This is a genomic window from Marinomonas rhizomae (genome assembly GCF_024397855.1).
Taxonomy (GTDB): Bacteria; Pseudomonadota; Gammaproteobacteria; order Pseudomonadales; family Marinomonadaceae; genus Marinomonas; species Marinomonas rhizomae_A.
Window position 1 is genome coordinate 3,398,837 of the sequence record NZ_CP073343.1, and the last position, 24,783, is coordinate 3,423,619.

Genomic DNA, 24,783 nt, shown 5'->3' on the forward strand with positions numbered 1-24,783 from the left:
CTTAGTGTAGACGAATGTTTTATAAAGGAAATTTCCTTGCAAAAAAACCACCAACATTTTTGCTGGTTTTTGGTTTTTGGTTTTTGGTTTTTGGTTTTTGGTTTTTGGTTTTTGGTTTTTGGTTTTTGGTTTTTGGTTTTTGGTTTTTAAAATGATGCTAACTTATTGATTTATAAAAACTTTAATTTTAGAGAATGAGAACTTTGCCATTCTACCGAAAGCCTTTATAAATCATAAAGTTGGTTCAACTTCCAACAAAAGGGAAATACCCTACTGACTTTTCAAGGCAGTTAGTTATTCTTCGATGATTTCTTCATGCTGGAATTCGATTTCACCAGTTTAAACCACGCCACAACTAATAAAGAAATCACCAACACGATAAGAAAAGACAGGATCAGCAGATAATAAACTGTTATGTCTTCAACCACCGTATCGACAGGTAGCATTTCTCTGATCAATCTCCCTACCCATTCGGGGAATTCAGGGAAGTAGTCGAGGTTTCTCGACCAAAAGAACGCGTATAGCAACGTTGCGCAGACAATCCAAACCAAAAACAAGCTGACTTTTCTCATGAAACAATCACTGTGCCGTAGGTTTTCATATCTGTTTCAGGAATTTGTTCTAAGGTTGTATCCAAAAGCATGGAGCGAATAAGGTTAAAATCACTCTGTTTATCAATGGTGATACACCCCTTACTAATCCCCCTCCCTACTTTGGGATGTAAACGAAACTGCCCACGCTTAACCGCTTCACAAAAGGTCTCGTCATCAATGTTGTCATCCTCGGCATAAAGAGCAAACCAATCATCCTTTTGAGCAATCAAGTCATAAAGCCACCCGAGGCGGCCTCCTGATTCTCGATCTACTATGTAATACGTTCCCGGTGGAATTGGGCCTAAACTGGGCACACACGCCGCGACAAGCTTATTAACATTTGTTTCTAAACCAGAAAAGGCAGGGAAGGCTTTTCGAGACTCTGTTACAACCAGAGAACTCATTGGCTCATTATTGAGTTTAAAAGAGAAATTTAGCACCTTTCGTCTTAAGTCCGTTTAACTGTGATCATTCAGTATACGCTGTGAGATAAATTTGCATTGATAACATATCGCAAATAATAAGCAAAAAAGTGTAGATCAAGCAGACTTAGCCTAACGTGCACCGCCCTTACTCAGCGCCTGACGCTTGTTTTAGTTGCTCTAGTTCGGCCTCGCAAGATTGTTTGGTGAGGGCTTGGAGTTTTTCCACTTCGGAGCTCAGCCAGTCCAATTCTTCTTCGGTGATTTCGTAGTGCATGGAGTAGCGGGCTTCGACGTAGGCACGTTTAAGGCGCTGAGTCTCACGACGTGGGCGTTTGCAATTTTTCGGGAAGATGGTGGCAAAGGCAGGATCAATCTGCACGCAGAGAGAACGCAATTGCAGAATATTATGAGTTCGGGGTAAGTAATTGGTATGCACCAGCAGCACACAGGAAAAGAAGTGTTCCGTGGCTTGATGCAGTTCGAATGCCGCATGACGTAGCATTTTGTCATTCATGGCATATTTCATTTGCCTAAAAAATCCAAATGCATTTTCAAATCCACGCAAAAAGTAATCACTCGCTACTTTTAGCTGCTCTTCAGCCAATAATCGCCCCGGCGCGGGTAATCCCCTTAGATCATAGGAGTACAGCTCGATGCCTTGCTCGCGAAGGTCTTTAAAGAAATACGCACTCTGACTCAAAGAGCCACACACTTCATCCCATGTATGCAAGATCAAGCCTAACGGAGAGGCTACCTTGCGCATCACTCGATCATCCACCGCATTCCATACTGCGTTTTTTCTAAGCCGCGTGTTCGGCGGTGAAGCCATTTGTCGTAAACGAAACAGTCTTGCAGTCTTTCTAAGCCACCTGTTCGGCGGTGAAGAATTTCCCCGTGCTTGGAGACTGGGCGCTAATTTTCTAAGCCGCCTGTTCGGCGGTGAAGTTGACTTTTCGTGTTTTTTTAATTTTCACTTTTTTCTAAGCCGACTGTTCGGCGGTGAAGATCGCAGCATCTGTCGCGATGCGCCATGTTGCTTTCTAAGCCGCCTATTCGGCGGTGAAGTATGCTGCCCGATTAGTACAAGTATTCGACAATTTCTAAGCCGCCTATTCGGCGGTGAAGCTGGATTCTCCCAAAAGATGATAAGAATTATCTTTCTAAGCCGCCTATTCGGCGGTGAAGGGTGAATGCCCATTTTGTGAAGAACCATTATTTTTCTAAGCCGCCTGTTCGGCGGTGAAGACGCGCTTCAGTTTGGTACGAACGCGACACAGTTTCTAAGCCGCCTGTTCGGCGGTGAAGCCTGCTTTCAGCGCAACGTCCGCATTGATTGTTTTCTAAGCCGCCTGTTCGGCGGTGAAGAGATAAGCTCTATCTGCGTGCCTGCCTTAGCTTTTCTAAGCCGCGTGCTCTGCGGCGAACGGCAGAAAGAACTTGAAGTCGGATGCTTGGATTTTCTAAGCCGCGTGCTCGCGGCGAACGCCCAGATTCCGATAGATCCCAGTATGATGAATTTCTAAGCCGCGTGCTCGGCGGCGAACAATTGCTTCAATTGCGAAAGGTGGTAAATAATTTTCTAAGCCGCGTGCTCGGCGGCGAACATTAGCACGTCCGACATAGTTAGCCGATTTCCTTTCTAAGCCGCGTGCTCGGCGGCGAACAACACCGTTTGCTTGGTTAGTGCCGCATGATGTTTCTAAGCCGCGTGCTCGGCGGCGAACATTTAGAATTAATTAATCAAATTACAGGGACATTTCTAAGCCGCGTGCTCGGCGGCGAACAGGTTTTATACTTGGTTGCTTGAGTTGTTATATTTCTAAGCCGCGTGCTCGGCGGCGAACCCACGTCTTTACTATCGTGATAGTGTCCTACTTTTCTAAGCCGCGTGCTCGGCGGCGAACTTTGGTATTCTATCCGTACCGAAAAAGGAGAATTTCTAAGCCGCGTGCTCGGCGGCGAACATCGAGTAAACGAACTAGCTACATCCATGAAATTTCTAAGCCGCGTGCTCGGCGGCGAACATTGGATAATGGGAGACGCTTATATAGATACATTTCTAAGCCGCGTGCTCGGCGGCGAACAAGGATAGTGCTTGCCCTAATTGCTCTATGTTTTTCTAAGCCGCGTGCTCGGCGGCGAACGCTTCTAGCTTCACAATGGCTTCCGCTTTGTATTTCTAAGCCGCGTGCTCGGCGGCGAACCCTTGCACCTCGATATGGGCGATGGGTCTAATTTTCTAAGCCGCGTGCTCGGCGGCGAACATTGATAGTGACACGGAAAAGACAGGGGAAACTTTCTAAGCCGCGTGCTCGGCGGCGAACAGCAATGTGGATTACACGTTAGAGACATGGGTTTTCTAAGCCGCGTGCTCGGCGGCGAACTAGTCGTATTATCAGCCATCAACCACTCTATCTTTCTAAGCCGCGTGCTCGGCGGCGAACTCAAACCTTCCGCGATGGCTTGAGCAATTTTATTTCTAAGCCGCGTGCTCGGCGGCGAACAAACCGATCCAAGGCGCGACGCGGTTCTCTATTTTCTAAGCCGCGTGCTCGGCGGCGAACAAACCGATCCAAGGCGCGACGCGGTTCTCTATTTTCTAAGCCGCGTGCTCGGCGGCGAACACAAAAGCAGCGTTCAAAATCTGGAATACGTCATTTCTAAGCCGCGTGCTCGGCGGCGAACAAAAAACCGTCTTTAATGATTAGAGTTTCGCATTTCTAAGCCGCGTGCTCGGCGGCGAACGCGCAAAGGCTGATGCTTTATTAAAAGAGTGCTTTCTAAGCCGCGTGCTCGGCGGCGAACATGCTATTTGTAGCGTATCAACAAGCAAGAAATTTCTAAGCCGCGTGCTCGGCGGCGAACCGCAAACCAAGTGCGAACCAAGTGCAAAAACATTTCTAAGCCGCGTGCTCGGCGGCGAACAATGATTAGAGTTTCGCAGGAAGCGGCTAACATTTCTAAGCCGCGTGCTCGGCGGCGAACGTTGCCTGAGACTTGGGCAGCGAGTGAAGACATTTCTAAGCCGCGTGCTCGGCGGCGAACAATTTCCATACTAAAAGACACTTCAATCAAGTTTTCTAAGCCGCGTGCTCGGCGGCGAACGAATATCCGCCGCCGTGGTTTCTCGGCCATTTTTTCTAAGCCGCGTGCTCGGCGGCGAACACATCAGTCTGACATGAATCTGATGAACGACTTTTCTAAGCCGCGTGCTCGGCGGCGAACTATCACGGCATGGGCTCGCTTAAATCGTATTATTTCTAAGCCGCGTGCTCGGCGGCGAACGTCAAGCGCCTTGATGTCATGATAGATAACGATTTCTAAGCCGCGTGCTCGGCGGCGAACGACTCTACAGTATCTAAATGCTGCGGCTAAACTTTCTAAGCCGCGTGCTCGGCGGCGAACAACGCCGCGTTAAAGGGCTACGACAGACGTCCTTTCTAAGCCGCGTGCTCGGCGGCGAACCAAGGCAGCAGTTTTGGGTACGGATTATGAGTTTTCTAAGCCGCGTGCTCGGCGGCGAACATGTGGAAACGATCAAAGAAGAAGTCCAAGCATTTCTAAGCCGCGTGCTCGGCGGCGAACCGAGGTCGCAATAAACGAACCATATACAATATTTTCTAAGCCGCGTGCTCGGCGGCGAACTATAGTTTATTCGCAAAAAAATAAGTTACAACATGCAGTTAGGTCAAAATAAGCGTTTTTACCTATGTTTTTTCTGCATATTGTAACTTGCTGTTTTTAAAAGATATTTTTAAAGAGCAATTTTTATTGGTTAAAACCAAGGAATTGTTGCTGTTTTACTTAAGCCAAAATAGTCAAAATCACCAACCAATGAATTATCTTGAGTATTTGTCATTTGGATATAACGTCGATGATGCTTTCCATTCGAAGCACTTTCCAATTCAAGATAAGGTAAAGTGGTCATCTGCTCAGCAAACATTTTGGCTTTATAAGCTTTCATTTCATGTTCTGAAATTGAACCTCGTTTTATTAATCGTCTAAGGTGTGATTGACTCATATTAGGACGCCACCGTGAAACACGCCTGTGTAAAGCATGTTCAGGAACCATTTTTATATCACTGCATACACAATAACCAGATAGTCCACCTAACCATGAAAGCGCCATTAATTCCTCTAATCTTGCTTGACTTGAATGTACTCTAATTAAAGTACCTAGCATGACTTTCGTTTCAGGAAAACTGACGCCTATATCTAGAGATTGCAGATCGAAGAATGCTTTATGGAGCTTGGTATATACCTTATTTAATAGAACATTTTCTCGCATTTCGGCATCTGGCCTAATACGAATATCAATATACGAACCCATACATTCTCCTAAAGTCTGATATCTGAGACATAAGCCAAACCTTTTTTGCCTAGGTAAAAACTAGACACGCCAGCATTTTCTATTTTTTCATATAAGTCTTTCGCAGTTTCACGATCAATTTCAAGTTCAATATTGAGTGTCCCTCCTGCCTTTTCCATTAAAGAGGTTACTTCACCTATTCCTTTTATTCGTTCTTTGCGAATATAAGGGTTACCCCAAATTTTCTTTTTTTCTCCGGATGTATAACGAGCCATAAAGTCTTTCTTAGTAAAGCCGTTGTTAGAAATACCACTTAGCCCTCCTGCTTTCGTTTTTGCTGATGACACATCAAAATACTTAGAAAGCCTTTCAAGCTGCAAATACAACGCTGAACAATAAAGACTAATTAATAACACTTCATCGTTACGATTAAGCCCATTGAATTTGTCAAATTTTTGTTTCAAATACTGGAAAGTCTCATTCACCCTATTTTCATTCAAAACAGGCTTTAACGAAAATAACTCTTCAAGTTTAGCAATAATCACTAAAGGATTATGGGCGATGGTCTTGGTTACTTTTTTTCCATTAAGAACGAAGTCACACAGCTCATCAACATCCAAATCTAGAACGCCCCATAGCTGTTCTGAGTAATCAGAACAAAAAATGGGGGCATCTACTTGGATCATTCCTGTATATGAATTTTGATCCTCACTACCTGAAATATTTCTTATGTATGTCATTTCTTGATTTACATAACTGGGCTTGTCATCAAAGCGGATAAGAGGCTCAAGATTTTGAAAATAATAAGACTCTTGCTGTCTAGCTTGGTAAAGCTTCCTTTGATCACCAATCAGTCGATTCAAAATACCCATTACTGTGTTATGGGTAATACCTCGAAGAATATAGTTTTCGCTCTTTTTGAGGCTCGTCATTGAACCGATGAACTTCCTACCTTCCTTAGGCAAGGGTTCGTTATTAGAGCCTTCTAGAAAAGAATTGCGCCAGCTAGATTCATATTTAATTTCTATTTTCATCATTAGCTCCTCGCTTTATTTTTGATAAAAATAGCTAGCGAATTCATTTTCAGGTTCAACAGCTATACTGCTTTCATCGCGTTTTATGCGCATCATCTTATTGCTGTCGTTATAATCCACTAGCACATCATCCACATACATGTATGACTTTGCTTGACGAATTGACAAGTCTTTAATTAATTCTATGGTGTAGTCAATTAGTGCTTGAATAGCATCTTGATTCAATAAAACCCCCACTTCGCCTTCTTCAAAAATCGTTCCGCTGCGTACATAGTTTTCATGAAATACAGCTTCTGGCTTTAAATCTGAATTAAGTGATTGAATGAAGTCTTGCACGGCTTTAGCAACACCCTCACCTTGTCCCGCTTTAATACCCATCGATTCTCTATCAAACTTCTTATCTAAAGAAATAAACTGTAATTGTTCGATACTGATAGAGCCATAAGCTATATATTGCGTATCCCCAAAAGTTGTTTTTGAGAAGAAAGATGAGCTATCACGTTCACCAGCTTGACCAAATTGCTCAAAGTTTCCATTCCCTAGCTGATCGACAAAGTCTTCAATCAACAAAGGGCTTGTACGTTTATTTTGACTTGATGGAACAACGTAACCACGAATTAATCCTGTCACAGATGCAAGCATACAAGTTAAATCATCAGTTTTTGTTTTATTGGCATAATGCACGTCAAACGCTTGTGATCGAAACAGGTGATGACGAATACAGTTTTGACTGATATACAAAGGCGTTTTCTTAAAATCAATATCTGTAGCTTCTTTACGATATTTATAACCCGTTTCTTCTTTTATTTTCCCTGATAAATTCGTATATCCACGCAATTTTGGCAAAGTATGATTATCTACGGTGGTTCCTGATTCTCCCATTAACGATGTAGGTCCATTCCAATTCACCACGCCATGACCAAGTGCTGTAATTTTAAAATCGACGCTTTTAATACCTGTTACTTTTTTCATGATTAGTCCTTTTTATGAGTTAAGTTTTTTATTGAGATTGCACCTACAGCCTGCTTTTCACATATACCATAGTAAATAGCTGAATTATGCCGTTGAGAGACACCACCAATAGGTAGTAAATCGTTTTCCGTATAACTCAGATAAATAGGAAATTCTGGGTCTTTCGCGTCATTAAGAAGAATAAAGTCTTTATAAGCTTTCTTATCGCCCATAATATTGTGATGCTTTTTCATCATATAACTCAGCAAATTATTATTGCTGTCACCATACCCTTGTATCAAATCACATGACGCTGTTAGGTTATCAACAGCATCACTTTCATCTGTTGAAATATCATAGGCGTAACCTTCAATAAATTTTGGAGCGTCTTTATTATCAAGATTGCAAAGTGCCATTTGCACAAATCGACTATCGCCACGAAGTGAGTTATTGCTAATTTTTGCTCGCTGCACTGGCTGTTTTTTGCGAGTAATCATGGTTTGAGGTTCGCTGATTTTGGCAGTAATAAGGGTGATGCTTTTCTTCATTGCTGCGACCATATCTTGCTCAATAAACTTGATGGCAGATGGTTGCTGATAGAAGTCTTTGTAGAGTTCATAAACATCAGGAATGGTTTGTACCTTACTTCCGCTATCTGTTTTTTCCAACAACAATGCATACCACGCTTTTGCTGAGGCCAATTCATTAGTGCTTGAGAGGAATCTAGCCACTGAGCCAGTACGTTTCCCTATATGGATAGTTTCTGGCACAGCAATGGTATAACGGTTGATTTCATCATTTTGACCAAACCTATCAAGCCTTCCCATTCTTTGTAGGCAATTCTCGGCTGTCGTTATTTCCGATACCATGTAGTCACAGCTGATGTTAAGCGAAGCTTGTACAATTGGCCCACTTCTAAGAAGTTCAAAAGCGTTGCTACCTTCACGCTTGAAAGACTCAAATACCTTATCGAATAGATATTTTTTATCGCTTTTTTTGTATTTAGAATGGAGCAGAATGGCATTTTCATCCGCTAAATTAGTGATGAAACTTTTTTGTGCGGTGGTCGCTGTGTTACTGATAACAAATGTCGTTCCATCTTGGGTTTTATAGAGTGGGTTTGAAGAATCTTCTATCGACTCATCGTACACAACAAAATCAAACTGATATTTTTTGTCATTGAAAGATGGCATTTCAATCACGTCACCATCATCGACATTAAGATTAAGTATGTTTTTAAGGTAAAAATAATTCGGCGTAGCGGACACTAACAACGCATTACAGCCATTCTGTAATTGATTTCGTGAAGCGATAAGCTCAGCAAACAGTAGATTAAAAGCAGGCATATTAATGTATTCATGATATTCATCGAACACAACATGAGCACTAAGGTAATTCAAGAGACGATCAGCTTTGGTGTGACTAATAACGCTACTTAATAACTGATCAATCGTGGTGATCACAACATCACCTGTCAGATACTGACCTTCTGGGGTTACATTTTCAAAACTATCAGTGCATTTGAATTCACCCGTAAATAATTCCACGGTTGCATCACGTAGATAAGGCTCATCAGACGCTTTTAATTCAGCAAACATACCTTGGCAAATTTGAACCCTAGGGCATGCATACCCAAATAATTTGCTGGGCATTGCTGAGGCCAGCCCACTCCAGCGCTATTTTACTTTTTCCACAACCCGCAGCACCTGCTAGAACTTTCACCCTACCTGTGACTTCAGCCAACTTTTCTGCAACCGATGACTGTTTTATGGTTCGTTCACTATTAGGGAATTGCTTGAGACATTCTTGGATATGAGTCGTTAAATCACTTTCCAAAAATACGTTATTTGTTAGTTGTTCTTGTATAAATCCATCTAAATTTTTATTTTTGATATGGCTCAATAATTCATTTGGAGATAAGGAAGAAACCCAACGATCTGCAGTAATTAAACACGCTCGTATTTCATTATTATTAGCGTTAATCCGAATTTGCTTCTCATACTCTTGAGTATTCTCTGCTGCGTCATATTCTTTATAATTTGGTAATGGAGTATTTTGATAATTACTTAATACTTCGTCATCGACATCACTTGAAAAGGCTTTTCTCAAAAAACTGTCTTGTCCCTCTTTATAGTGGTTATCTAGTTCACAAACGCTATTTAACATGGCGATAGCATTTTCAGAAATAAGCGTCCAAGCGTTATCTCCCATGCTTGCTTTAAGTTTGTTATAAAGCTTTCCGTAGGTATCAAACTCGTCTTTCGCTTTTGTTCTAAACGGCTTTGCATGATGCCAATAGATTGCGTGTTTAATAGATTGCTTTATTTGCCTAATGCCTTTAGCTTGATCAGCGATACATTGAAAAATAAGCGCTGATATTTCATTGTGCCTAGGATGTTTTTCAAAGCTGAACTTAGAGTCATCAATATGTTGACCGTCTTCCGCTTGGTAATTTTGATTTTTTGGTTTGATGACCCAATCTTGAAAAGAAGGATCTAGCTTACCTATATCATGCAGACAACCCGCAATAAAAGCAGCATTCGCTTGATTTCTTTTATCTGGGTAAAAGTACAAATACAGCTGCTGTGCAACAAACCCCACTGCAAATAAATGATGATTTAAGGGTTGTAAGTGTGTATTGGCGTAAATCATACCTTTTACAGGTTTCGCCTGTTTTGTATCCATAAAAACCTCTTTTAAAGTTGTATTAACAGGCACTATGCCCTGCTCATTAAACTTATTTTTATTTCCCACTACCCACAATAACTCGCTTCTGGCACGAGTTCTTATCCAGTGACAACTCACTGCGGTATTTTTACTGGCGGTTTTACGCAGCATTTTTTTGACAGTGAGTAGCCCGTCCTCGGTAATCAGGGTTTGCCATGTGTTATCGCCAATGCGATTAGCAAAGGCATCTAAAACTCGACGTGTCTTTTTGAGAGAGTTTTTTTCGCACTGGCTGACAAAGGTCACCATCATAGTTCGGTATCCTAGTCGTTTTGTCGCTCTAAAGAACGACCTACAAGTGTCTTTTGCTCTTCGAGGTCATTTTGCTGATTTGATGAACTACCAAGGTTTAAAGCCATGTTTTTAACGGTATCAAACATAAAATCTAAGGCTTTATGGTCGGTGAATTTTTGTAGGATCTGTTGGCGAAATTCTTGTTCTGTGGCGTTTTCTTTGGCACAAACAAATGCCCAAGGCAGGACGATGGCGTCTTTGATCAAGTCAGCCACATCAAACACCAAGGCCCCACGACGTGTTTTGCCATGCATAACGGCAAAACCATGAGGAATGCCGAGCACCCACAAACAACAAGCGGCTAAGCCATAGGCAAGATAATTGCCGTGGTTTAAAAAGTCGTTGGCTTTGTCGCTTGAGTTATGCTGACGTTTAAAATCCTCAATGCGTACGGCATTAGCGGCGTATTTATACAAGGCTTTGGTTAGTTGCGCTTCGGTGAGTAATAAATCGGATTGTTTCGTCGCGGCATCGGTTCGGTTATGAAAAGTCTCGAAAGACGATTGTAATACTGCGTCTTGCAGGGCGAAGCCTTCGCCTTTTAAGTCTTTGTCTTTTGTCCAAATACGTTCAAGGTAATCAAGGCGCGCTTTCTGGAAAGTTTTCGCAGCATCAAGACGCTTGTCGTCATCAAACCAAAATTGCAGCCAACCATGAAGGTATTCGGTAGGTCGATATTCGCTTTGCGGGGTAAACCATTCTACTTCGCACGCCATATACAGAGGCGTACCACCGCCACCACAAAATCCAACCAAGACGCCAGCTTGAGCCAGCATTCGCATCGCCGCTTGGGTGATCGAGGTACCATTACCAAGTAGAAGCACGGTGGTGTTGGCAATCGGGATATTAAAGTACTGGTTTTCTCCTGACTTATTATTAGAAAGCGCTTCCGTGAGATACAAGACTCGACCATCTTTTTGCATGACTCGGCAATATTCTAAGTAATACATATTGGCTCGTTTTGAGTGCAATATGGTTTTCATGTCTGATGGTGAGAACTGTTCCATTGTCTGTCCCTTTTGCTCTTATCTATTTTGCTCTGGTTTATCCGGCTTGCTTCCACTGTGCCGTGCTTTTCGTTGCCTCACAATGCTGTCGTTTTACACAGGTAAAGTCATTTGACAGGTTTTGTCTTATGTCAGCGTTTTCTTGTATCAATCAGTCGTACAGCCATTGTTTTATGTCGGCATAGTTAACACACACCAGTTGCTGGGCTTGTGGGTTGGCTTCGAGCATTTTGGTTTTTATCTGTAAGTCGTCGAGGGTGTATTTAACGAGGGCAGCGCGAGTGGTAATGTGAAGCTGGCTATTGGTCATGCCATAGTCGTTTTCAAGCACGCTTTTTTGTTTGTCGGTGAGGCGGGAATCGGGGGCGAGTATCAGGGTAACTTGGGTGTTCCAGAGTGTGTCTTGTTGCTCGGTATGTGCGCTGGCTTTGCCGTCGTAGTCTACGTGCTGAAAGCGGCTCAATACGAAATCGAGGTAATGTTGTCGCACATCGCAGTAGGCACGAACGTGCCAACGCCCGGCAGTTTTGACAAAGCTATGAGGATAGATCAAACGCCCTTGCGGGTCGCTGCTAGATACGGATAAGTATTCACAATCTACAGCGGTTTTGTCTTTAACGGCTTTTAATAAGGGTCGCATAACTTGTGGCGAAACGAAGCGCGCTAGGGCTTCTATTCGGTGTTGGGTGGATTCGATAGCGGTATTGGGAAAGGTGGGTATTTTGCCGTAGTTTAACCAATCAAAGTATTCATCCACGGTTTGGTCAATATAGTGCGGTTTGAAATGGCCTGTAATTTGGTAGGCTTTGAGTGTTGCATCATAATCTAACGAGTTTGGAAAATCGGCCTGATATTGTTTAAGCAGCTGACTGACGCTTTGCCGCGTGAGACCTAAAGCTGTAATTAATGGTTTGGTGTTTATTTGCCCTTCCCAAAAGGCGATCAATTCTAACATCCAATAGCGCTGTGCGACTTCCATGCTGACCATTCCTTTACGTTTGATGGTTTAGCAATGTAGCGCAGTTTTTTGTGATAACCAAATGACTATTGTGGTATTTTTGTAGTCAGATCAATCAGTTTTTCATTTACACAATGGATTCCCGCCTGCGCGTGAAATGACAGGTGAGCTCTAAGCTACTAGCCCAGCCCTGATCACCCAGCTCCTTAGCGTCAAACCTTTTACTATGCTTGACGCATTTACCTATGTTCTCTTCTTGTTGCTAAGCAAGTTATTCACTGCGCGATCAAAGTCTGACTCTATTTTTTGTTGTTTGTTAAATTGTTCATACTCAATATGGGCTTTTTGCTCTGCAGCTTGGCGCGATATTTGGCCGTAGCCTTCTAATACTTGATATTCATTAAAGGCTAAAAATTTATTAACACTTTCTGCAAAGGCTTCCATGGAAAAGGTATTTCGACGCTCAATTATACCTTCTATATAGTCAAAAAAGGCCGACACTGTGCGTTCTAGTTTTTTGATTTCATCTTCTCTTAGGTAGTTTTTCGCGACGGTTGAATCGGATTTAAGCACTCGACCTGAAGGGGCGTTTTTATAAGTCATCATACCCATTAAGGGCTGGCTGGCATCGGCCTTTAGTGAAATGATTTCTGCCGCCGTATGCCCTGTAATAGCAAAGTGAAACTTATCTTGCACATGAGCATAGAACAAGTGCGTTGTTTCTGAACGGGGGTCATAATCAATGCTGCATTCAGCAAATATATCGGTTATTTGCTGATAAACACGTCGCTCACTGGATCGAATGGAGCGAACTCGCTCCAGTAGCTCTTTAAAATAATCTTTGCCAAAGAAACGACCGTTTTTAAGTCGCTCATCATCCATGGAAAAGCCTTTAATAAGGTAGTCTTTAATGAGTTGGGTTGCCCAGATACGAAATTGGGTTGCTTGTGTCGAGTTAACGCGATAGCCGACCGAGATGACAACATCTAAATTATAATATTTCACTGGTTTAGTTTGAGTTTTTCCAGCCATAGCACCATGAGCAGTGGTATGTTCCAAAATGGAAATAACCAGTTCCTCTTGCAACTCACCACTTTCAAAAATATTTTTTAAATGCTTAGAGATAGCCGGACGTTGTACCCCGAACAGCTCTGCTATCCGCTCCTGTGTTAACCAAATAGTTTCACCACTGAGCAATACTTCTACTTTTACCTCACCATTAGGGGCGGTATAAAGTAAGAATTCCGAGGTTTGATCTTGTAGGCTAAGTTGAGTTTTTTGGGTCATAACACCATCTCCAAATGGTCGGAATTATCTGCATCCATGCAGATTAGTTTACGGTACATATAGCACAGTTCTAAAAGAAAGCACCTAGCCGCTATATTATCACAAAAGCCTCTTACGCCCGCTCAGCTCTTATCATCCAGTTCCTCGGCGTTAAACTTTTGTCACAGAATTTGCCGATCTCGACCTGGTAGCCGTTTTCTTCTAGGTACATGGCGCGGTCGAGGACGAGCCAGTATTCAAGCGCGGGGCGAAAGAGTTGGCTGATGGCTTCGAGTTTTTGGATATGTTGGTAGCGGGTTTGGCCGATGGGCTCGAAGTCTTCAAAAGGGGTTTTGGCGGTTAAATCTATTAACCCTTTTTGCTCTGCGGCCCACTGGCAAAAAGTAGCAAAACCTTGGTTGAGCAGTGCTTTTTGAACAGAAGGAACGGGGAGGTATTCGTCTTGTTGGCGAGCTGACCTTTGCCATGCGTCAAAGCCAAGTCGGTAAGTGAGTTCAAGTTGTTTGAGGCGTTGCTCTCGCTTGCCAGCCGTGGCAACTTCTTTGACGGCGAGTTTGAGATCAGCTTGGCGCAGTGTCAGTGCAGACTGTTGGGCGCTGTGTGATAACGGCTGATAATGACTCACTTGAGTCAGGTGATAGCAGCATGGGGAAATACACAGCATGGCCGTGTTCGCAGTAACAGCCTGTTCTATCAGTTCACGATGTAAGTCTCCACAGGCATGAAGGGCAACGGCACAGTGAGCGTTTGCTAACGCGGGTCGCCCCTCTCCTTTAAGCACATCGGCGTGGGTAAAAGTCTGTGGTAGGTTTAGTCGCTTAGCTTCTTGTTCGCCCGCTTCGCAAAGTGTTTTTTGCCATTCTAGGCTGTGGACGGGCTTGTTATCTTGAAAGGCCAATAACTTCCCTAAGTGGCCTTTTCCCGCACACCATTCCACGTAGTTGTTGGCGGTTGGGGTGTGGGCAACAAAAGCCTGTATTTGCGACCATTTACGACCTTTTATTCCTGCCGATACATAGCTTGGTAAATCATGAGTAAGTGTTCGCTGCGGTGATGGATCAAGTAAGTCAGGGGGCAAAAAGTTAGACGCGGTTTTTAGATCTGGGCAGAGTCGAAATACTTCCGCATAAAAAGCTTCACTGCCTGTATCTAGGTTTTCACGTTTCAAGAGCGCCGCCAGCTCAGGATAGACATTTTCCCAAGGAGTATCTAAGCGAGCAAAGGTATCAAATTGCCAAAGTTGAGTATGTGTGTTCAACCAAGTATCAAGAGATTGAAAACGCTGTTGGAGAGAGGTCATAACAAGCTCGCTAGGGCGGAAAAACTAAGTGTCTTTTTTTCTATACAGTATTGAGGAAATTTCCCTCTCGCTTGCATTGTATTTTGTCATAAAAACGGCAAAATGAAGAGGCTATTCAAGCAACGATTATATCCACAGTGATTTTTCTGTGACATAAAAAAGGACCCCGTAACTATCATGTTCAAGCATCTTAACGCTGTTTCTGGCGACCCTCTATTAGCGCTTATCATTGCCCATAAAAACGACACGAACCCAAAGAAAATTGATTTGGGTGTGGGTGTTTATAAAGACGATAATGGCCATACACCCATTTTGAATACGGTAAAAAAAGCCGAATCTATTTTGCTTGAACAAGAAGACTCTAAAAGTTATTTAGGGATTTACGGCGCGACTGAGTTTGAAGCCATTATTAAAGACTTGGTCTTGGGCGAAGGCAATGAGCTGATCGCTTCTGGTCGTATTCGTTCTACGCAAACACCTGGCGGTACAGGCGCATTAAAAGTCGCGGCGGATTTTATCAGCGCAAACTTAAAAGATGCTCGCCTTTGGGTAAGTGACCCGACTTGGGGTAACCATAAGTCTATTTTTGATTCAGCAGGCGTAGAAGTAAAAGACTACCCTTACTACGATCCAGCAACAAACGGCCTACGTTTTGACGACATGATGGCGAAGCTAGAAGCTGAAGTGAAAGAAGGCGATGTATTGTTGCTTCATGCTTGCTGCCACAACCCAACAGGTATCGATTTACAATTCGATCACTGGAAAGTACTAACCGATTTTGTTAACAAACGTGGCTTGTTGCCATTGGTTGATGCGGCATACCAAGGTTTTGGTGACGGTTTAGATGAAGACTTGGCTGGCTTGCGCTATATGGCCGCTAATGTTCAAGATATGTTGATCGCGAATTCTTTCTCGAAAAACTTCGGTATTTACCGTGAACGTTGTGGTGGTTTGAGTGTTATTGCTGCATCTGCAGATGAAGCAACGGCCGCATTTTCTATTATTGGCCAAGCGATTCGTGCCAACTACTCTATGCCACCAGCACATGGTGCCGCGGTAGTTTATACCATTATGAGCAACCCAGAACTAAAAGCAGAATGGGAACTAGAAGTGGCCGCGATGCGTGATCGTATTAACGGTTTGCGTGAAAAGCTCGTTGCTAAATTGGCTGCATCTGGCGTAAGCAAAGACTTTAGTTTCATTAAAGATCAGCGCGGCATGTTCTCTTACTCTGGCTTAACGTTAGAGCAAGTTCATACATTACGCAGCGAATACGCGATTTACATCGCTGATACTGGCCGTATGAGTATTGCCGGTGTAAGCGATAGCAACATCGATTATTTGTGCGAAAGCATTGCAAAAGTCGTTGGTTAATTTAAAAAACCGCTTATTTTAAAGCAGAACTAAAAAAACCGTGATCTGAACAAAATCACGGTTTTTTTTGCTTAGGCGCTTTTAAAGATTTTATAAAGCAATTTGTATAAGTAACGAAAAACTTAATGCAGTACGCGAGTTTCTTTATTTTTAATGCCGGTTTGTATTTCTGGATGATAATGCTGCACTAAGCGCAAGATCGACGGTTCTAGATTGTCTCGCCAGAAAGAGACTTCTTCTTGCACCATGCCTTCTAGCTTTTTCCAACCCGCTTCCGTACCAAACAAACGCACAGGAGCTAGGACTTCGTCGAAAAATTCGCGATCGCCACCAATCCCCAAACCAATCAGTTTGGCACCACGAACGAAGCCAACACACCATTCTTCAACCAATATGCTGTACTCGCCATCGACTTCTTGCTCAAGATAAACAGGATAAAAGTCTCCAAACAGTAAGCTGTTCATTGTCTCCATGTACATAATCAATACAAGGCTTAAGAACTCGTCTTCCTGCTCTGTTGAGTCCCAAACAGGCTGATCTTCATCTGCGCCCCAAATGGCATTCAACCAAACATCTGGTTCTAATTCTTGCACAGAACAGCCTAGCGCCGTTAAAAAGCCATCTAACTCTGATACACACATTAGCGAACGATCAGTCCCGAACGTCAATAAATAGTGATCTATCTTTTCGTAAAGGACTTCTTCGCTGATGACATCATCGTCTTTTTCTTCAGACATTCATTCGTTTCCATTTTGTTGAGCTATATTTATTTTAGCTTACCTTAGCAAAAGCGATAAACTATTGATTTATTAGTCAATAATCGCCAAGTTGCCGTAGGTTTCCAGCCAGCTTTTACGATCCCCTGCGCGTTTTTTCGACAGCAGTTTGTCTAGAAGCTCATCAGTATCCAATTTATCTTCCATGGTTAATTGGATTAAACGACGTGTATCTGGTGCCATGGTGGTTTCACGTAGTTGCGACGGATTCATCTCACCCAAGCCTTTGAATCGCTGTACGTTTGGCGTACCACGTTTATTTTCAGCAGCAATTTTATGCAGGGTGATGTCTTTTTCTTCGTCATCAAGGGCGTAATAAACTTCTTTGCCAATATCAATTCGGTACAAAGGCGGCATGGCTACGAAAACATGACCGCTGTTGACTAAGGCTGGAAAGTGGCGAACAAACAAAGCACAAATTAACGTTGCGATGTGCAAACCATCGGAGTCGGCATCGGCCAAGATACAGACTTTTCCGTAACGTAAACCGCTTAAATTCTCGTCACCTGGATCGACACCAAGCGCCACGGAAATATCATGAATTTCCTGAGAGCCAAGCACTTGATTAGAGTCTACTTCCCAAGTGTTTAGGATTTTACCTCGCAGCGGCAAAATGGCTTGGAAATCTTTCTCACGAGCCTGTTTGGCAGAGCCGCCCGCCGAATCCCCTTCCACGAGAAAAAGTTCGCTTCGAGACGAGTCTTGTCCAGAACAGTCGGCCAATTTACCCGGTAATGCAGGACCTTGAGTAATACGCTTACGTACGACCTTCTTGCTGTCTTTTAGACGTTTTTGCGCGCTGTTAATAACGATGTCGGCAATCTTTTTACCGTCTTCAACGTGTTTGTTCAACCAAAGGCTGAATGCATCTTTTACTGTCGCTGCAATAAAGGCCACGATTTGACGAGAAGAAAGACGTTCTTTGGTTTGACCCGAAAATTGAGGTTCTTGGATTTTCGCTGACAAGACATAGCTACAACGATCCCACACATCTTCTGCGGTTAACTTAACGCCACGAGGTAAGATATTGTGGAAATCACAGAACTCGCGAATGGCTTCTAATAAGCCAGTTCGCAACCCATTAACGTGAGTGCCGCCTTGGGCTGTTGGGATCAAGTTGACATAACTTTCTGTCACTAACTCGCCGCCTTCAGGCAACCATTGAACCGCCCAATCAACCCCTTGTGTTTTTTCTGTCAGGCCACCAATGAAAGGTTCCTCTGGTAGCAATACAAAACCGTCATTGGCCTGCGCTAGGTAGTCTTTTAAACCATCTTGGAAAAACCATTCTTCTCGGCCTTCTTCACTACCACTCTGATCAATAAAGACAACATGAAGACCAGAACAAAGCACGGCTTTGGCTTTCAATAAATGTTTGAGTCGCGAAATAGAAAACTTAGGACTGTCGAAATATTTAGTGTCCGCGGTAAATTTCACTTTCGTACCGGTATTTTTCTTACCGACGGTGCCGATTTCTTTTAGCTCTGATGTTTTAAAACCATTCTCGAAGCCAATGTGATGATGTACACCGTTACGACGCACCCAGACTTCTAGCGATGTAGATAAGGCGTTAACAACAGACACACCAACGCCATGCAAACCACCTGAGAACTGGTAATTATCGCCGGAAAATTTACCGCCTGCATGGAGCTTGGTCAGAATCAATTCAACGCCCGATATTCCCTCTTCTGGGTGAATATCCACGGGCATGCCTCGGCCATTGTCCTCGACACTCAGAGAACCGTCTTTGTATAGAATAACTTCAATACGATCCGCATGATTAGCCAAGGCCTCATCCACTGAGTTATCAATAACTTCTTGCGCTAGATGGTTTGGCCGTGTGGTATCCGTATACATTCCTGGGCGTTTTTGTACTGGTTCTAAGCCACTAAGAACTTCTATCGATCCGGCGTTATATTCTTTTGCAGACATGCGTGTTTTTACTTCCAAGTTGATCGTGCAATACAGGGTTCGAATATTGTATTACGTGCGAGTGTAAATTAGATTGGCTAGAGTCTATCACTGGTTTTACTTAGTGTGAAATAGTCTAACAAAAGCAGTAGTTTACTCGGTTAATATTTCGGCAAAGCGAAGAATTTCTACAGAAAACCGTTCAAATTCAGTAAAACTGTGATCGCCTTTTTCTTCGTGAGTAAGTCGTGCTGTTTTAGGAAAAGCTTTGAGTGCTTCTTTGTAGTCCAGCACTTCATCACCTTCTTGAATCATCAGCCAGTATAAGTCGGCAGTTGGCTTAGTCACCACTAATTTCTCAAGCTCAATCATGTGAGCTTGGGTTAATTCGTATTCTTCATTGGTATAAGGGTTAAATTGCGGACCAAGAAAGTCCTGTAGCAAGACGGGAGCTTGCACTGCAGGGTTCACAAGAATGGCTTTCAAACGATATTTTTCAGCCAAATACGCGGCATAAAAGCCTCCCAAAGAGCTGCCTATTAGCGTGAGGCCTTGCTGCTGGTTAGCTTCAATTATGCTTTCTAGTTGTTCAATAGCTTTTGCTGGCTGCCAAGACAAGCGTGGAGAAATAAGAGCGTCAGGCAAGCCTATTTTTTTGACTGCTTGACCCAACACAGTCGCCTTATGAGAGCGTTCTGAGCTATTAAAACCATGGATATACAATAGAGCAGTCAAAAAGTTCTCTTCTCTTTACTTAAATTATTAAGGTTAACGTCAGGGTTAGGCAAACTGAAAAGACAAGGTGTTGTTCAATCGATGACCATGTTTCAAGCACAGTTCTAACAAATCGGCCAATTGCTGGTTTAAGCGAAATTTCTCGTCTCGATGCAACATGGCATCATTCGGATAAGGATATGCGCCTCTGTATTGTCGATGACCATCGGTAATCTCTGCAATGCCAACATCATGGTACAAGCGGACAGTCATAGACAATGTTGTCTTAAACAGAAGTTTTTCAGTCATTTCAGGGCCAAACTCTAACGCAATTTCAGAGGTGAAGCGGCTTTCTTTGCCCAATGTAAGGCGTAACCGACTCTCTTGGTCCCCCGCACTATGAACGGAAAAGTTCCAAGAATCCATCTCCTCTTGACCACGCATAAGCTTACCCAAGCGACGATAATTTAACTCGCCGAGCATCTGTAAACTAACCAAGTCTGGCACGTATTGTTTTGATGTTTTCTCTGTCTTCATAGTATCTGTCATTCTTGCGACGTGTTTCCTTTTGAAAAATTTTGCTCTGAGTCATCCACCGCAACCTGTCTTAAGGCGTCTAGCTGATAATTCATGCGTATATCTTTATCGTGCCAGTATAGATTAAACCAAGTAAAAAAGTGTTCTCTATCTTTGCCTGCAGCCTGATATTCAGGTACTAGCATGGCATTTGGCACGGTGACTTCTCGTACCATTAACTTAACTCTTCCGGTGCGCCCGCAGAGCAGATCCCAACCTGTCACTGTCTTTTGCTCATACAGAATATTGATATCCGTAATAGTCTTTATGGCCTCTGGCATAGTTTGCAATATAAAACTAATGCCGCCAGCCTTTGGTTTAAGCAAACAACGATAAGGTGATGCCTGTCTTTGGTGTTTTTGCTCGGTAAAACGCGTACCTTCCACAAAACTCATAATTGAGTTGGGGCGCTTAAGTAAGCGCGTGCAAGAACGTTTTGTTGTGGCTAAATCTTTTCCGGCTAATTTGGGGTTCTTTTGAATTTGCTTTTTAGTATAGCGCTTCATAAAAGGAAACCCCATTATATATGTTGCTGTACCAACAAAAGGCATCCAAATGAGAGCTTGCTTCATGAATACTCTTGGTAAAGGACGGCGGCCTTTCAACTGCGCATAAAGAGCAAACACATCCACCCAGGACCTATGATTCGCAATAATCAAATGCCAATTATCAAAATCTGTTTTCATGGTTTCATCAATTTCCCACCTTACTTCTAAGACGTTATGAAACCACCACTCACAAGAAGCAACCCAACCTTCATACAAACGATTAAAATAGCGTTCAGCCATGTTTTCGTAGCGCGTATTCTTTAACAATAATAAAGGCGCTACGAGATGAGCTAACAAGGTCCAAAAAAGTACGTTACCGCACATAAAGACAAAAGAAACGAGGCCAATAATTGGCTGCAACAACGGGGTTTTATTTGTAAAAACGGCTCTATCTGACTTCATTGATTTAAGCACACCAACGTTTTACTAGATCGTTTTTATTTAATGCAAACCACTGCAGCCCCATTATAGTACTGGCGTTTTCAATGTCATTTTTAAGCAAACCGATAGCGTCGTCAGACGAAACAAGATGCAATTTAATGTCTTCGTTTTCCTCGTCTAAACCATGAACTTTTATGGTATCAACAAGGCTTGAGTCGAATTCACCTGCATACATGCGCAAGTACTCCACCAATCCGCCTGGAGATGGCACAAACTTAAACATATACTCAAGACGCTTAACTGTTACACCGGCCTCTTCAAAGGTCTCACGGCGTGCGACATCTTCATCGCTTTCGCCTTCTTCCACCATGCCAGCCACCAACTCTAGCAACCATGGCGATTCACTTCTCAATACTGTAGGACGAAATTGTTCAATCAATAACACTTTATCCGCCACAGGATCGAATAATAGTACGCACACTGCGTCGTTTCGCACCATCATTTCTCGGGTCATGGGCTGGCTCCATTCACCGTTAAATTTTTTATGTTTCAAAGTCAGTTTACGCATTTCGAAGAAGCCTTTATAAAGACATTCGTCAGCCAATACCTCTACATCTTTTTTGCTGTACGTCGGTGTAAACTTCATACTATTTCGTCCTTAGCAGACCACTGTTTGGAATAAGTTCTGATATGATTTATTCACAATTCGTCAGTCGCGATTACAAATTTGGAGTGTCATAAATGGAAAATATACGTTGCGCTTGGTGTTTAGGATCTCCCGAATACATTCATTACCATGATACAGAATGGGGAATCCCTATTTATGACGACCAATCGCTGTTTGAATGCATTGTACTAGAAAGCGCTCAAGCAGGTCTAAGCTGGATTACTATTTTACGCAAGCGAGAAGGTTATCGAGCGCTTTTTCACAACTTTGACCCTGTAAAAGTCGCTAACATGACCGAAGCCGACGTAGAGCGATTACTACTGGATGAACGTATTGTCCGCCACCGCGCAAAAATAGAAGCCACCATTAACAACGCCAAAGCCTTTTTAAACATTGCTGACGAGTTCGGCTCGTTTAGCGAATATTACTGGGCGTTTAGCGATAACAAAATCATTGATAACCCAATCGGCCATCATACAGACGCGCCCGCTGTGACCGAACTATCCACTCGTTTCGCCAAAGATTTGAAGAAAAGAGGCTTTAAATTCCTGGGCGCCACGACTTGTTATGCCTTTATGCAAGCAACTGGCATGGTGAATGATCATATTGAGGATTGTGTATCGCGAAAGAACAAATAAATTGCTTAAGCACTCATAAACAGAAGCAGTTCCTTGATTTCATTAATGTTTAGCCTAAAGTAGTCGATATAGTAACGAAGCTCTTAGTACAATGGCGACGCGTTTTGGGCGCTTCAATTCCATTATTTAGGTTGGTACATAACATGTTTAACAACAAAAGCATTCTTATTACTGGTGGCACGGGTTCTTTTGGCCGTCAGTATGTGAAAACTCTATTGGCCAATTACCAACCTAAGCGACTGATTATTTATTCACGTGATGAATTGAAACAATACGAGATGCAACAAGACTTTGATGCTGGTTGCATGCGCTATTTTATCGGCGATGTGCGTGACAAAGACCGTTTAACTCAGGCTATGCGCGATGTGGATTTTGTTATTCATGCCGCTGCTCTGAAGCAAGTACCCGCTGCTGAATACAACCCGATGGAATGTATTAAAACCAACATCCATGGCGCCGAAAATGTGATTGCTGCGGCCATTGCAAACGACGTTGAAAAGGTCATTGCTTTATCAACTGACAAAGCCGCTGCTCCAATCAACCTTTACGGCGCGACGAAACTCGCATCTGACAAATTATTTGTTGCCGCTAACAACATGGTCGGCCAAGGTCGTACACGCTTCTCTGTGGTTCGTTATGGCAACGTTGTTGGCTCACGTGGTTCAGTTGTCCCCTTCTTCCAAAAGCTGGTTGCCGATGGCGCTGAATCGATTCCAATTACTCATCCAGACATGACGCGTTTTTGGATCACCCTACCAATGGGGGTGGATTTTGTATTGAAAAACTTCCGCCGCATGCATGGTGGCGAAATATTCGTGCCTAAAATTCCTTCTGTACGCATCATGGATTTGGCGGCCGCTTATGCGCCAAATATCCCAACTAAAGACGTTGGCATTCGCCCAGGAGAGAAGCTCCATGAAGTCATGTGCCCTGGAGATGACTCTTTCCATACCTATGAATTTAGCGACCATTATGTGATTTCGCCAAGCATCAAATTTTATCAAGACGATATGGATTTTGCGCACAATCGCTTAGGCGAAACGGGCGAAATGGTTGAACCCGGTTATGAATATCAATCTGGTAGCAACCCACATTTTTTAAGTATTGAAGAGATTTTGACCTTCGATGACGCACACTGATTTTATTCCCTACGGTCGCCAATCCATTAGCGAAGACGACATTGCGGCCGTCGTAAAGTCGCTACGCTCTGACTTTTTGACTCAAGGCCCTTGTGTCAGCGAATTTGAACAAGCTATTTGCACAAAGGTAAGCGCTCGTTATGGTGTGGCCGCAAACAGTGCCACATCCGCTTTGCACCTTGCTTGCTTGGCATTGGGAGTTGGAGCGGGTGACACGGTTTGGACATCGCCTAACACTTTTATCGCTTCCGCTAATTGCGCACGCTATTGCGGTGCAAGCGTGGATTTTGTCGATATCGACCCTCACACCTATAACATGTGCGCAGATAAGCTGGCTGAAAAATTAGTCACTGCGAAAGAACAAGGCAAATTACCAAAAGTCGTAATTCCAGTACATTTCGCCGGTCAATCCTGCGATATGCACGCCATTCATGCGTTATCCAAAGAATATGGTTTTCGTATTATAGAAGATGCTTCCCATGCGATTGGGGCAAAATACCAAGACAATTATGTGGGCAACGGAGCATTCAGTGATATTTGTATTTTCAGCTTTCACCCAGTGAAAATCATCACGTCCGCAGAAGGCGGCATGGCCGTCACGAACGACAATAAACTCGCTAAGCACATGCGTACTCATGCCTCGCAAGGCACAACCAAATCGCCAGACGAGTTAACGCAAATGTCAGGTGATTGGTATTATGAACAGCACACGCTGGGCTTCAATTACCGCATGACGGAATTGCAGGCCGCGCTTGGCTTGTCTCAATTATCACGCTTGGATGACTTTATTGAACGTCGTCATCAGCAATTTTCTAACTATGAGGCCTTGCTAAAAAACCTGCCTGTTACCTTGCCTTATCAAGCAGATGATAATTATTCAGCACTGCATTTGTTTCCGATTCTCTTACCTGAGCACAACAAGGCAGCTAGAAAAGGCGTATTTGATATTTTACGCCAAGCGGGCATTGGCACTCAGGTGCATTATATTCCCGTGCACACCCAACCTTATTATCAAGAGTTAGGCTTCAAACAAGGCGACTTCCCTAATGCGGAAGATTACTATGCTCGCACTCTGAGCTTGCCGCTTTTTGCCGACTTAACCCATGCCCAACAAGAGCGAGTGGCGCTAATTCTGAAACACGCTTTAATTGCAAATCGTGTGATGAGTGCCTAA

Annotated in this window: 22 protein-coding genes and 2 CRISPR repeat arrays; of the genes, 4 read left to right on the forward strand and 18 right to left on the reverse strand. The window is 43.2% G+C overall.

Annotated features, from left to right (window positions below; all coding sequences use genetic code 11):
• Positions 1 to 290 precede the first annotated feature (290 nt).
• The 12 genes from KDW99_RS16045 to KDW99_RS16100 form a co-directional block, all read right to left on the reverse strand.
• Entirely contained in the window at positions 291 to 572 is a 282-nt protein-coding gene (locus KDW99_RS16045) for a hypothetical protein (protein ID WP_255826111.1), read from the reverse strand.
• Entirely contained in the window at positions 569 to 1,033 is a 465-nt protein-coding gene (locus KDW99_RS16050) for a DUF2778 domain-containing protein (RefSeq protein ID WP_255826112.1), read from the reverse strand. The genes KDW99_RS16045 and KDW99_RS16050 overlap by 4 nt, the downstream gene beginning before the upstream one ends.
• Before the next feature lie 130 nt (positions 1,034 to 1,163).
• On the reverse strand, positions 1,164 to 1,781 hold the full coding sequence (locus KDW99_RS16055) for a HEPN domain-containing protein (protein WP_255826113.1): 618 nt from the start codon (positions 1,779 to 1,781) through the stop codon (positions 1,164 to 1,166).
• Positions 1,782 to 1,815: 34 nt separating this feature from the next.
• Positions 1,816 to 2,444: a CRISPR direct-repeat array (repeat unit 28 nt).
• Positions 2,445 to 2,534: 90 nt separating this feature from the next.
• Positions 2,535 to 4,663: direct repeats of the CRISPR family, unit length 28 nt; unit sequence TTTCTAAGCCGCGTGCTCGGCGGCGAAC.
• A 130-nt stretch (positions 4,664 to 4,793) separates the two neighbouring features.
• Positions 4,794 to 5,348, reverse strand: coding sequence for a type I-F CRISPR-associated endoribonuclease Cas6/Csy4 (gene cas6f / locus KDW99_RS16060; protein ID WP_255826114.1), 555 nt, complete (start codon positions 5,346 to 5,348; stop codon positions 4,794 to 4,796).
• 8 nt (positions 5,349 to 5,356) lie between these two features.
• Positions 5,357 to 6,361 (reverse strand): type I-Fv CRISPR-associated protein Cas5fv, encoded by a 1,005-nt coding sequence (cas5fv, locus tag KDW99_RS16065; protein WP_255826115.1) that lies wholly within the window; start codon positions 6,359 to 6,361, stop codon positions 5,357 to 5,359.
• A 15-nt stretch (positions 6,362 to 6,376) separates the two neighbouring features.
• The gene (gene cas7fv / locus KDW99_RS16070; protein WP_255826116.1) at positions 6,377 to 7,333 is read right to left on the reverse strand and encodes a type I-Fv CRISPR-associated protein Cas7fv; all 957 of its coding nucleotides are present in this window, start codon (positions 7,331 to 7,333) and stop codon (positions 6,377 to 6,379) included.
• 2 nt (positions 7,334 to 7,335) lie between these two features.
• Positions 7,336 to 8,964 carry a DEAD/DEAH box helicase gene (locus tag KDW99_RS16075; protein WP_255826118.1) on the reverse strand — a complete coding sequence of 543 codons (1,629 nt, stop codon included), beginning with the start codon at positions 8,962 to 8,964 and terminating at the stop codon, positions 7,336 to 7,338.
• A complete protein-coding gene (locus KDW99_RS16080) occupies positions 8,930 to 10,291 on the reverse strand; it encodes a CRISPR-associated endonuclease Cas3'' (protein WP_255826119.1) in 1,362 nt (453 codons plus the stop codon). The genes KDW99_RS16075 and KDW99_RS16080 overlap by 35 nt, the downstream gene beginning before the upstream one ends.
• Before the next feature lie 11 nt (positions 10,292 to 10,302).
• The gene (cas1f, locus tag KDW99_RS16085) at positions 10,303 to 11,340 is read right to left on the reverse strand and encodes a type I-F CRISPR-associated endonuclease Cas1f (RefSeq protein WP_255826120.1); all 1,038 of its coding nucleotides are present in this window, start codon (positions 11,338 to 11,340) and stop codon (positions 10,303 to 10,305) included.
• Positions 11,341 to 11,491: 151 nt separating this feature from the next.
• Complete coding sequence (locus KDW99_RS16090) at positions 11,492 to 12,319, reverse strand: WYL domain-containing protein (protein ID WP_255826121.1); 828 nt, start codon at positions 12,317 to 12,319, stop codon at positions 11,492 to 11,494.
• Positions 12,320 to 12,541: 222 nt separating this feature from the next.
• Complete coding sequence (locus tag KDW99_RS16095) at positions 12,542 to 13,585, reverse strand: virulence RhuM family protein (protein WP_255826122.1); 1,044 nt, start codon at positions 13,583 to 13,585, stop codon at positions 12,542 to 12,544.
• Positions 13,586 to 13,697: 112 nt separating this feature from the next.
• Positions 13,698 to 14,885, reverse strand: coding sequence for a methyltransferase (locus KDW99_RS16100; RefSeq protein WP_255826123.1), 1,188 nt, complete (start codon positions 14,883 to 14,885; stop codon positions 13,698 to 13,700).
• A gap of 177 nt (positions 14,886 to 15,062) precedes the next feature.
• Between KDW99_RS16100 and KDW99_RS16105 the strand changes: the two genes are divergently transcribed.
• Positions 15,063 to 16,259, forward strand: coding sequence for an amino acid aminotransferase (locus tag KDW99_RS16105; protein WP_255826124.1), 1,197 nt, complete (start codon positions 15,063 to 15,065; stop codon positions 16,257 to 16,259).
• A 122-nt stretch (positions 16,260 to 16,381) separates the two neighbouring features.
• Here the strand turns inward: KDW99_RS16105 and KDW99_RS16110 are convergent, their stop codons facing one another.
• The 6 genes from KDW99_RS16110 to KDW99_RS16135 all read right to left on the reverse strand — a co-directional run bounded on the left by KDW99_RS16110 (position 16,382) and on the right by KDW99_RS16135 (position 21,811).
• A complete protein-coding gene (locus tag KDW99_RS16110) occupies positions 16,382 to 16,996 on the reverse strand; it encodes a UPF0149 family protein (protein ID WP_255826126.1) in 615 nt (204 codons plus the stop codon).
• 72 nt (positions 16,997 to 17,068) lie between these two features.
• Positions 17,069 to 18,967, reverse strand: a complete 1,899-nt coding sequence (parE, locus tag KDW99_RS16115; RefSeq protein WP_255826127.1) for a DNA topoisomerase IV subunit B — start codon at positions 18,965 to 18,967, stop codon at positions 17,069 to 17,071.
• A gap of 132 nt (positions 18,968 to 19,099) precedes the next feature.
• Entirely contained in the window at positions 19,100 to 19,681 is a 582-nt protein-coding gene (locus KDW99_RS16120; protein WP_255826128.1) for a YqiA/YcfP family alpha/beta fold hydrolase, read from the reverse strand.
• Between the two features lie 45 nt (positions 19,682 to 19,726).
• A complete protein-coding gene (locus tag KDW99_RS16125; protein WP_255826129.1) occupies positions 19,727 to 20,209 on the reverse strand; it encodes a DUF1249 domain-containing protein in 483 nt (160 codons plus the stop codon).
• Complete coding sequence (locus tag KDW99_RS16130; protein ID WP_255826130.1) at positions 20,206 to 21,186, reverse strand: acetyltransferase; 981 nt, start codon at positions 21,184 to 21,186, stop codon at positions 20,206 to 20,208. The genes KDW99_RS16125 and KDW99_RS16130 overlap by 4 nt, the downstream gene beginning before the upstream one ends.
• Positions 21,187 to 21,190: 4 nt before the next feature.
• Positions 21,191 to 21,811, reverse strand: coding sequence for an NUDIX domain-containing protein (locus KDW99_RS16135; protein WP_255826131.1), 621 nt, complete (start codon positions 21,809 to 21,811; stop codon positions 21,191 to 21,193).
• A gap of 95 nt (positions 21,812 to 21,906) precedes the next feature.
• On the opposite strand from KDW99_RS16135, the gene KDW99_RS16140 reads away from it, so the two are divergent.
• The 3 genes from KDW99_RS16140 (at position 21,907) to pseC (ending at position 24,783) form a co-directional block, all read left to right on the forward strand.
• Positions 21,907 to 22,470, forward strand: coding sequence for a DNA-3-methyladenine glycosylase I (locus tag KDW99_RS16140; RefSeq protein WP_255826132.1), 564 nt, complete (start codon positions 21,907 to 21,909; stop codon positions 22,468 to 22,470).
• A 143-nt stretch (positions 22,471 to 22,613) separates the two neighbouring features.
• Positions 22,614 to 23,609 carry a UDP-N-acetylglucosamine 4,6-dehydratase (inverting) gene (pseB, locus tag KDW99_RS16145; RefSeq protein WP_255826133.1) on the forward strand — a complete coding sequence of 332 codons (996 nt, stop codon included), beginning with the start codon at positions 22,614 to 22,616 and terminating at the stop codon, positions 23,607 to 23,609.
• On the forward strand, positions 23,596 to 24,783 hold the full coding sequence (gene pseC, locus KDW99_RS16150; protein WP_255826135.1) for a UDP-4-amino-4,6-dideoxy-N-acetyl-beta-L-altrosamine transaminase: 1,188 nt from the start codon (positions 23,596 to 23,598) through the stop codon (positions 24,781 to 24,783). The genes pseB and pseC overlap by 14 nt, the downstream gene beginning before the upstream one ends.

What these genes read in the sequence shown, in the direction of transcription:
- KDW99_RS16045 (WP_255826111.1), bottom strand. Translation starts at nt 572, where the DNA reads ATGAGAAAAGTCAGCTTGTTTTTGGTTTGGATTGTCTGCGCAACGTTG.
- KDW99_RS16055 (WP_255826113.1), bottom strand. Translation starts at nt 1,781, where the DNA reads ATGCGCAAGGTAGCCTCTCCGTTAGGCTTGATCTTGCATACATGGGAT.
- cas6f (WP_255826114.1), bottom strand. Translation starts at nt 5,348, where the DNA reads ATGGGTTCGTATATTGATATTCGTATTAGGCCAGATGCCGAAATGCGA.
- cas5fv (WP_255826115.1), bottom strand. Translation starts at nt 6,361, where the DNA reads ATGAAAATAGAAATTAAATATGAATCTAGCTGGCGCAATTCTTTTCTA.
- cas7fv (WP_255826116.1), bottom strand. Translation starts at nt 7,333, where the DNA reads ATGAAAAAAGTAACAGGTATTAAAAGCGTCGATTTTAAAATTACAGCA.
- KDW99_RS16075 (WP_255826118.1), bottom strand. Translation starts at nt 8,964, where the DNA reads ATGCCCAGCAAATTATTTGGGTATGCATGCCCTAGGGTTCAAATTTGC.
- KDW99_RS16080 (WP_255826119.1), bottom strand. Translation starts at nt 10,291, where the DNA reads ATGATGGTGACCTTTGTCAGCCAGTGCGAAAAAAACTCTCTCAAAAAG.
- cas1f (WP_255826120.1), bottom strand. Translation starts at nt 11,340, where the DNA reads ATGGAACAGTTCTCACCATCAGACATGAAAACCATATTGCACTCAAAA.
- KDW99_RS16090 (WP_255826121.1), bottom strand. Translation starts at nt 12,319, where the DNA reads ATGGAAGTCGCACAGCGCTATTGGATGTTAGAATTGATCGCCTTTTGG.
- KDW99_RS16095 (WP_255826122.1), bottom strand. Translation starts at nt 13,585, where the DNA reads ATGACCCAAAAAACTCAACTTAGCCTACAAGATCAAACCTCGGAATTC.
- KDW99_RS16100 (WP_255826123.1), bottom strand. Translation starts at nt 14,885, where the DNA reads ATGACCTCTCTCCAACAGCGTTTTCAATCTCTTGATACTTGGTTGAAC.
- KDW99_RS16105 (WP_255826124.1), top strand. Translation starts at nt 15,063, where the DNA reads ATGTTCAAGCATCTTAACGCTGTTTCTGGCGACCCTCTATTAGCGCTT.
- KDW99_RS16110 (WP_255826126.1), bottom strand. Translation starts at nt 16,996, where the DNA reads ATGTCTGAAGAAAAAGACGATGATGTCATCAGCGAAGAAGTCCTTTAC.
- parE (WP_255826127.1), bottom strand. Translation starts at nt 18,967, where the DNA reads ATGTCTGCAAAAGAATATAACGCCGGATCGATAGAAGTTCTTAGTGGC.
- KDW99_RS16125 (WP_255826129.1), bottom strand. Translation starts at nt 20,209, where the DNA reads ATGACAGATACTATGAAGACAGAGAAAACATCAAAACAATACGTGCCA.
- KDW99_RS16130 (WP_255826130.1), bottom strand. Translation starts at nt 21,186, where the DNA reads ATGAAGTCAGATAGAGCCGTTTTTACAAATAAAACCCCGTTGTTGCAG.
- KDW99_RS16135 (WP_255826131.1), bottom strand. Translation starts at nt 21,811, where the DNA reads ATGAAGTTTACACCGACGTACAGCAAAAAAGATGTAGAGGTATTGGCT.
- KDW99_RS16140 (WP_255826132.1), top strand. Translation starts at nt 21,907, where the DNA reads ATGGAAAATATACGTTGCGCTTGGTGTTTAGGATCTCCCGAATACATT.
- pseB (WP_255826133.1), top strand. Translation starts at nt 22,614, where the DNA reads ATGTTTAACAACAAAAGCATTCTTATTACTGGTGGCACGGGTTCTTTT.
- pseC (WP_255826135.1), top strand. Translation starts at nt 23,596, where the DNA reads ATGACGCACACTGATTTTATTCCCTACGGTCGCCAATCCATTAGCGAA.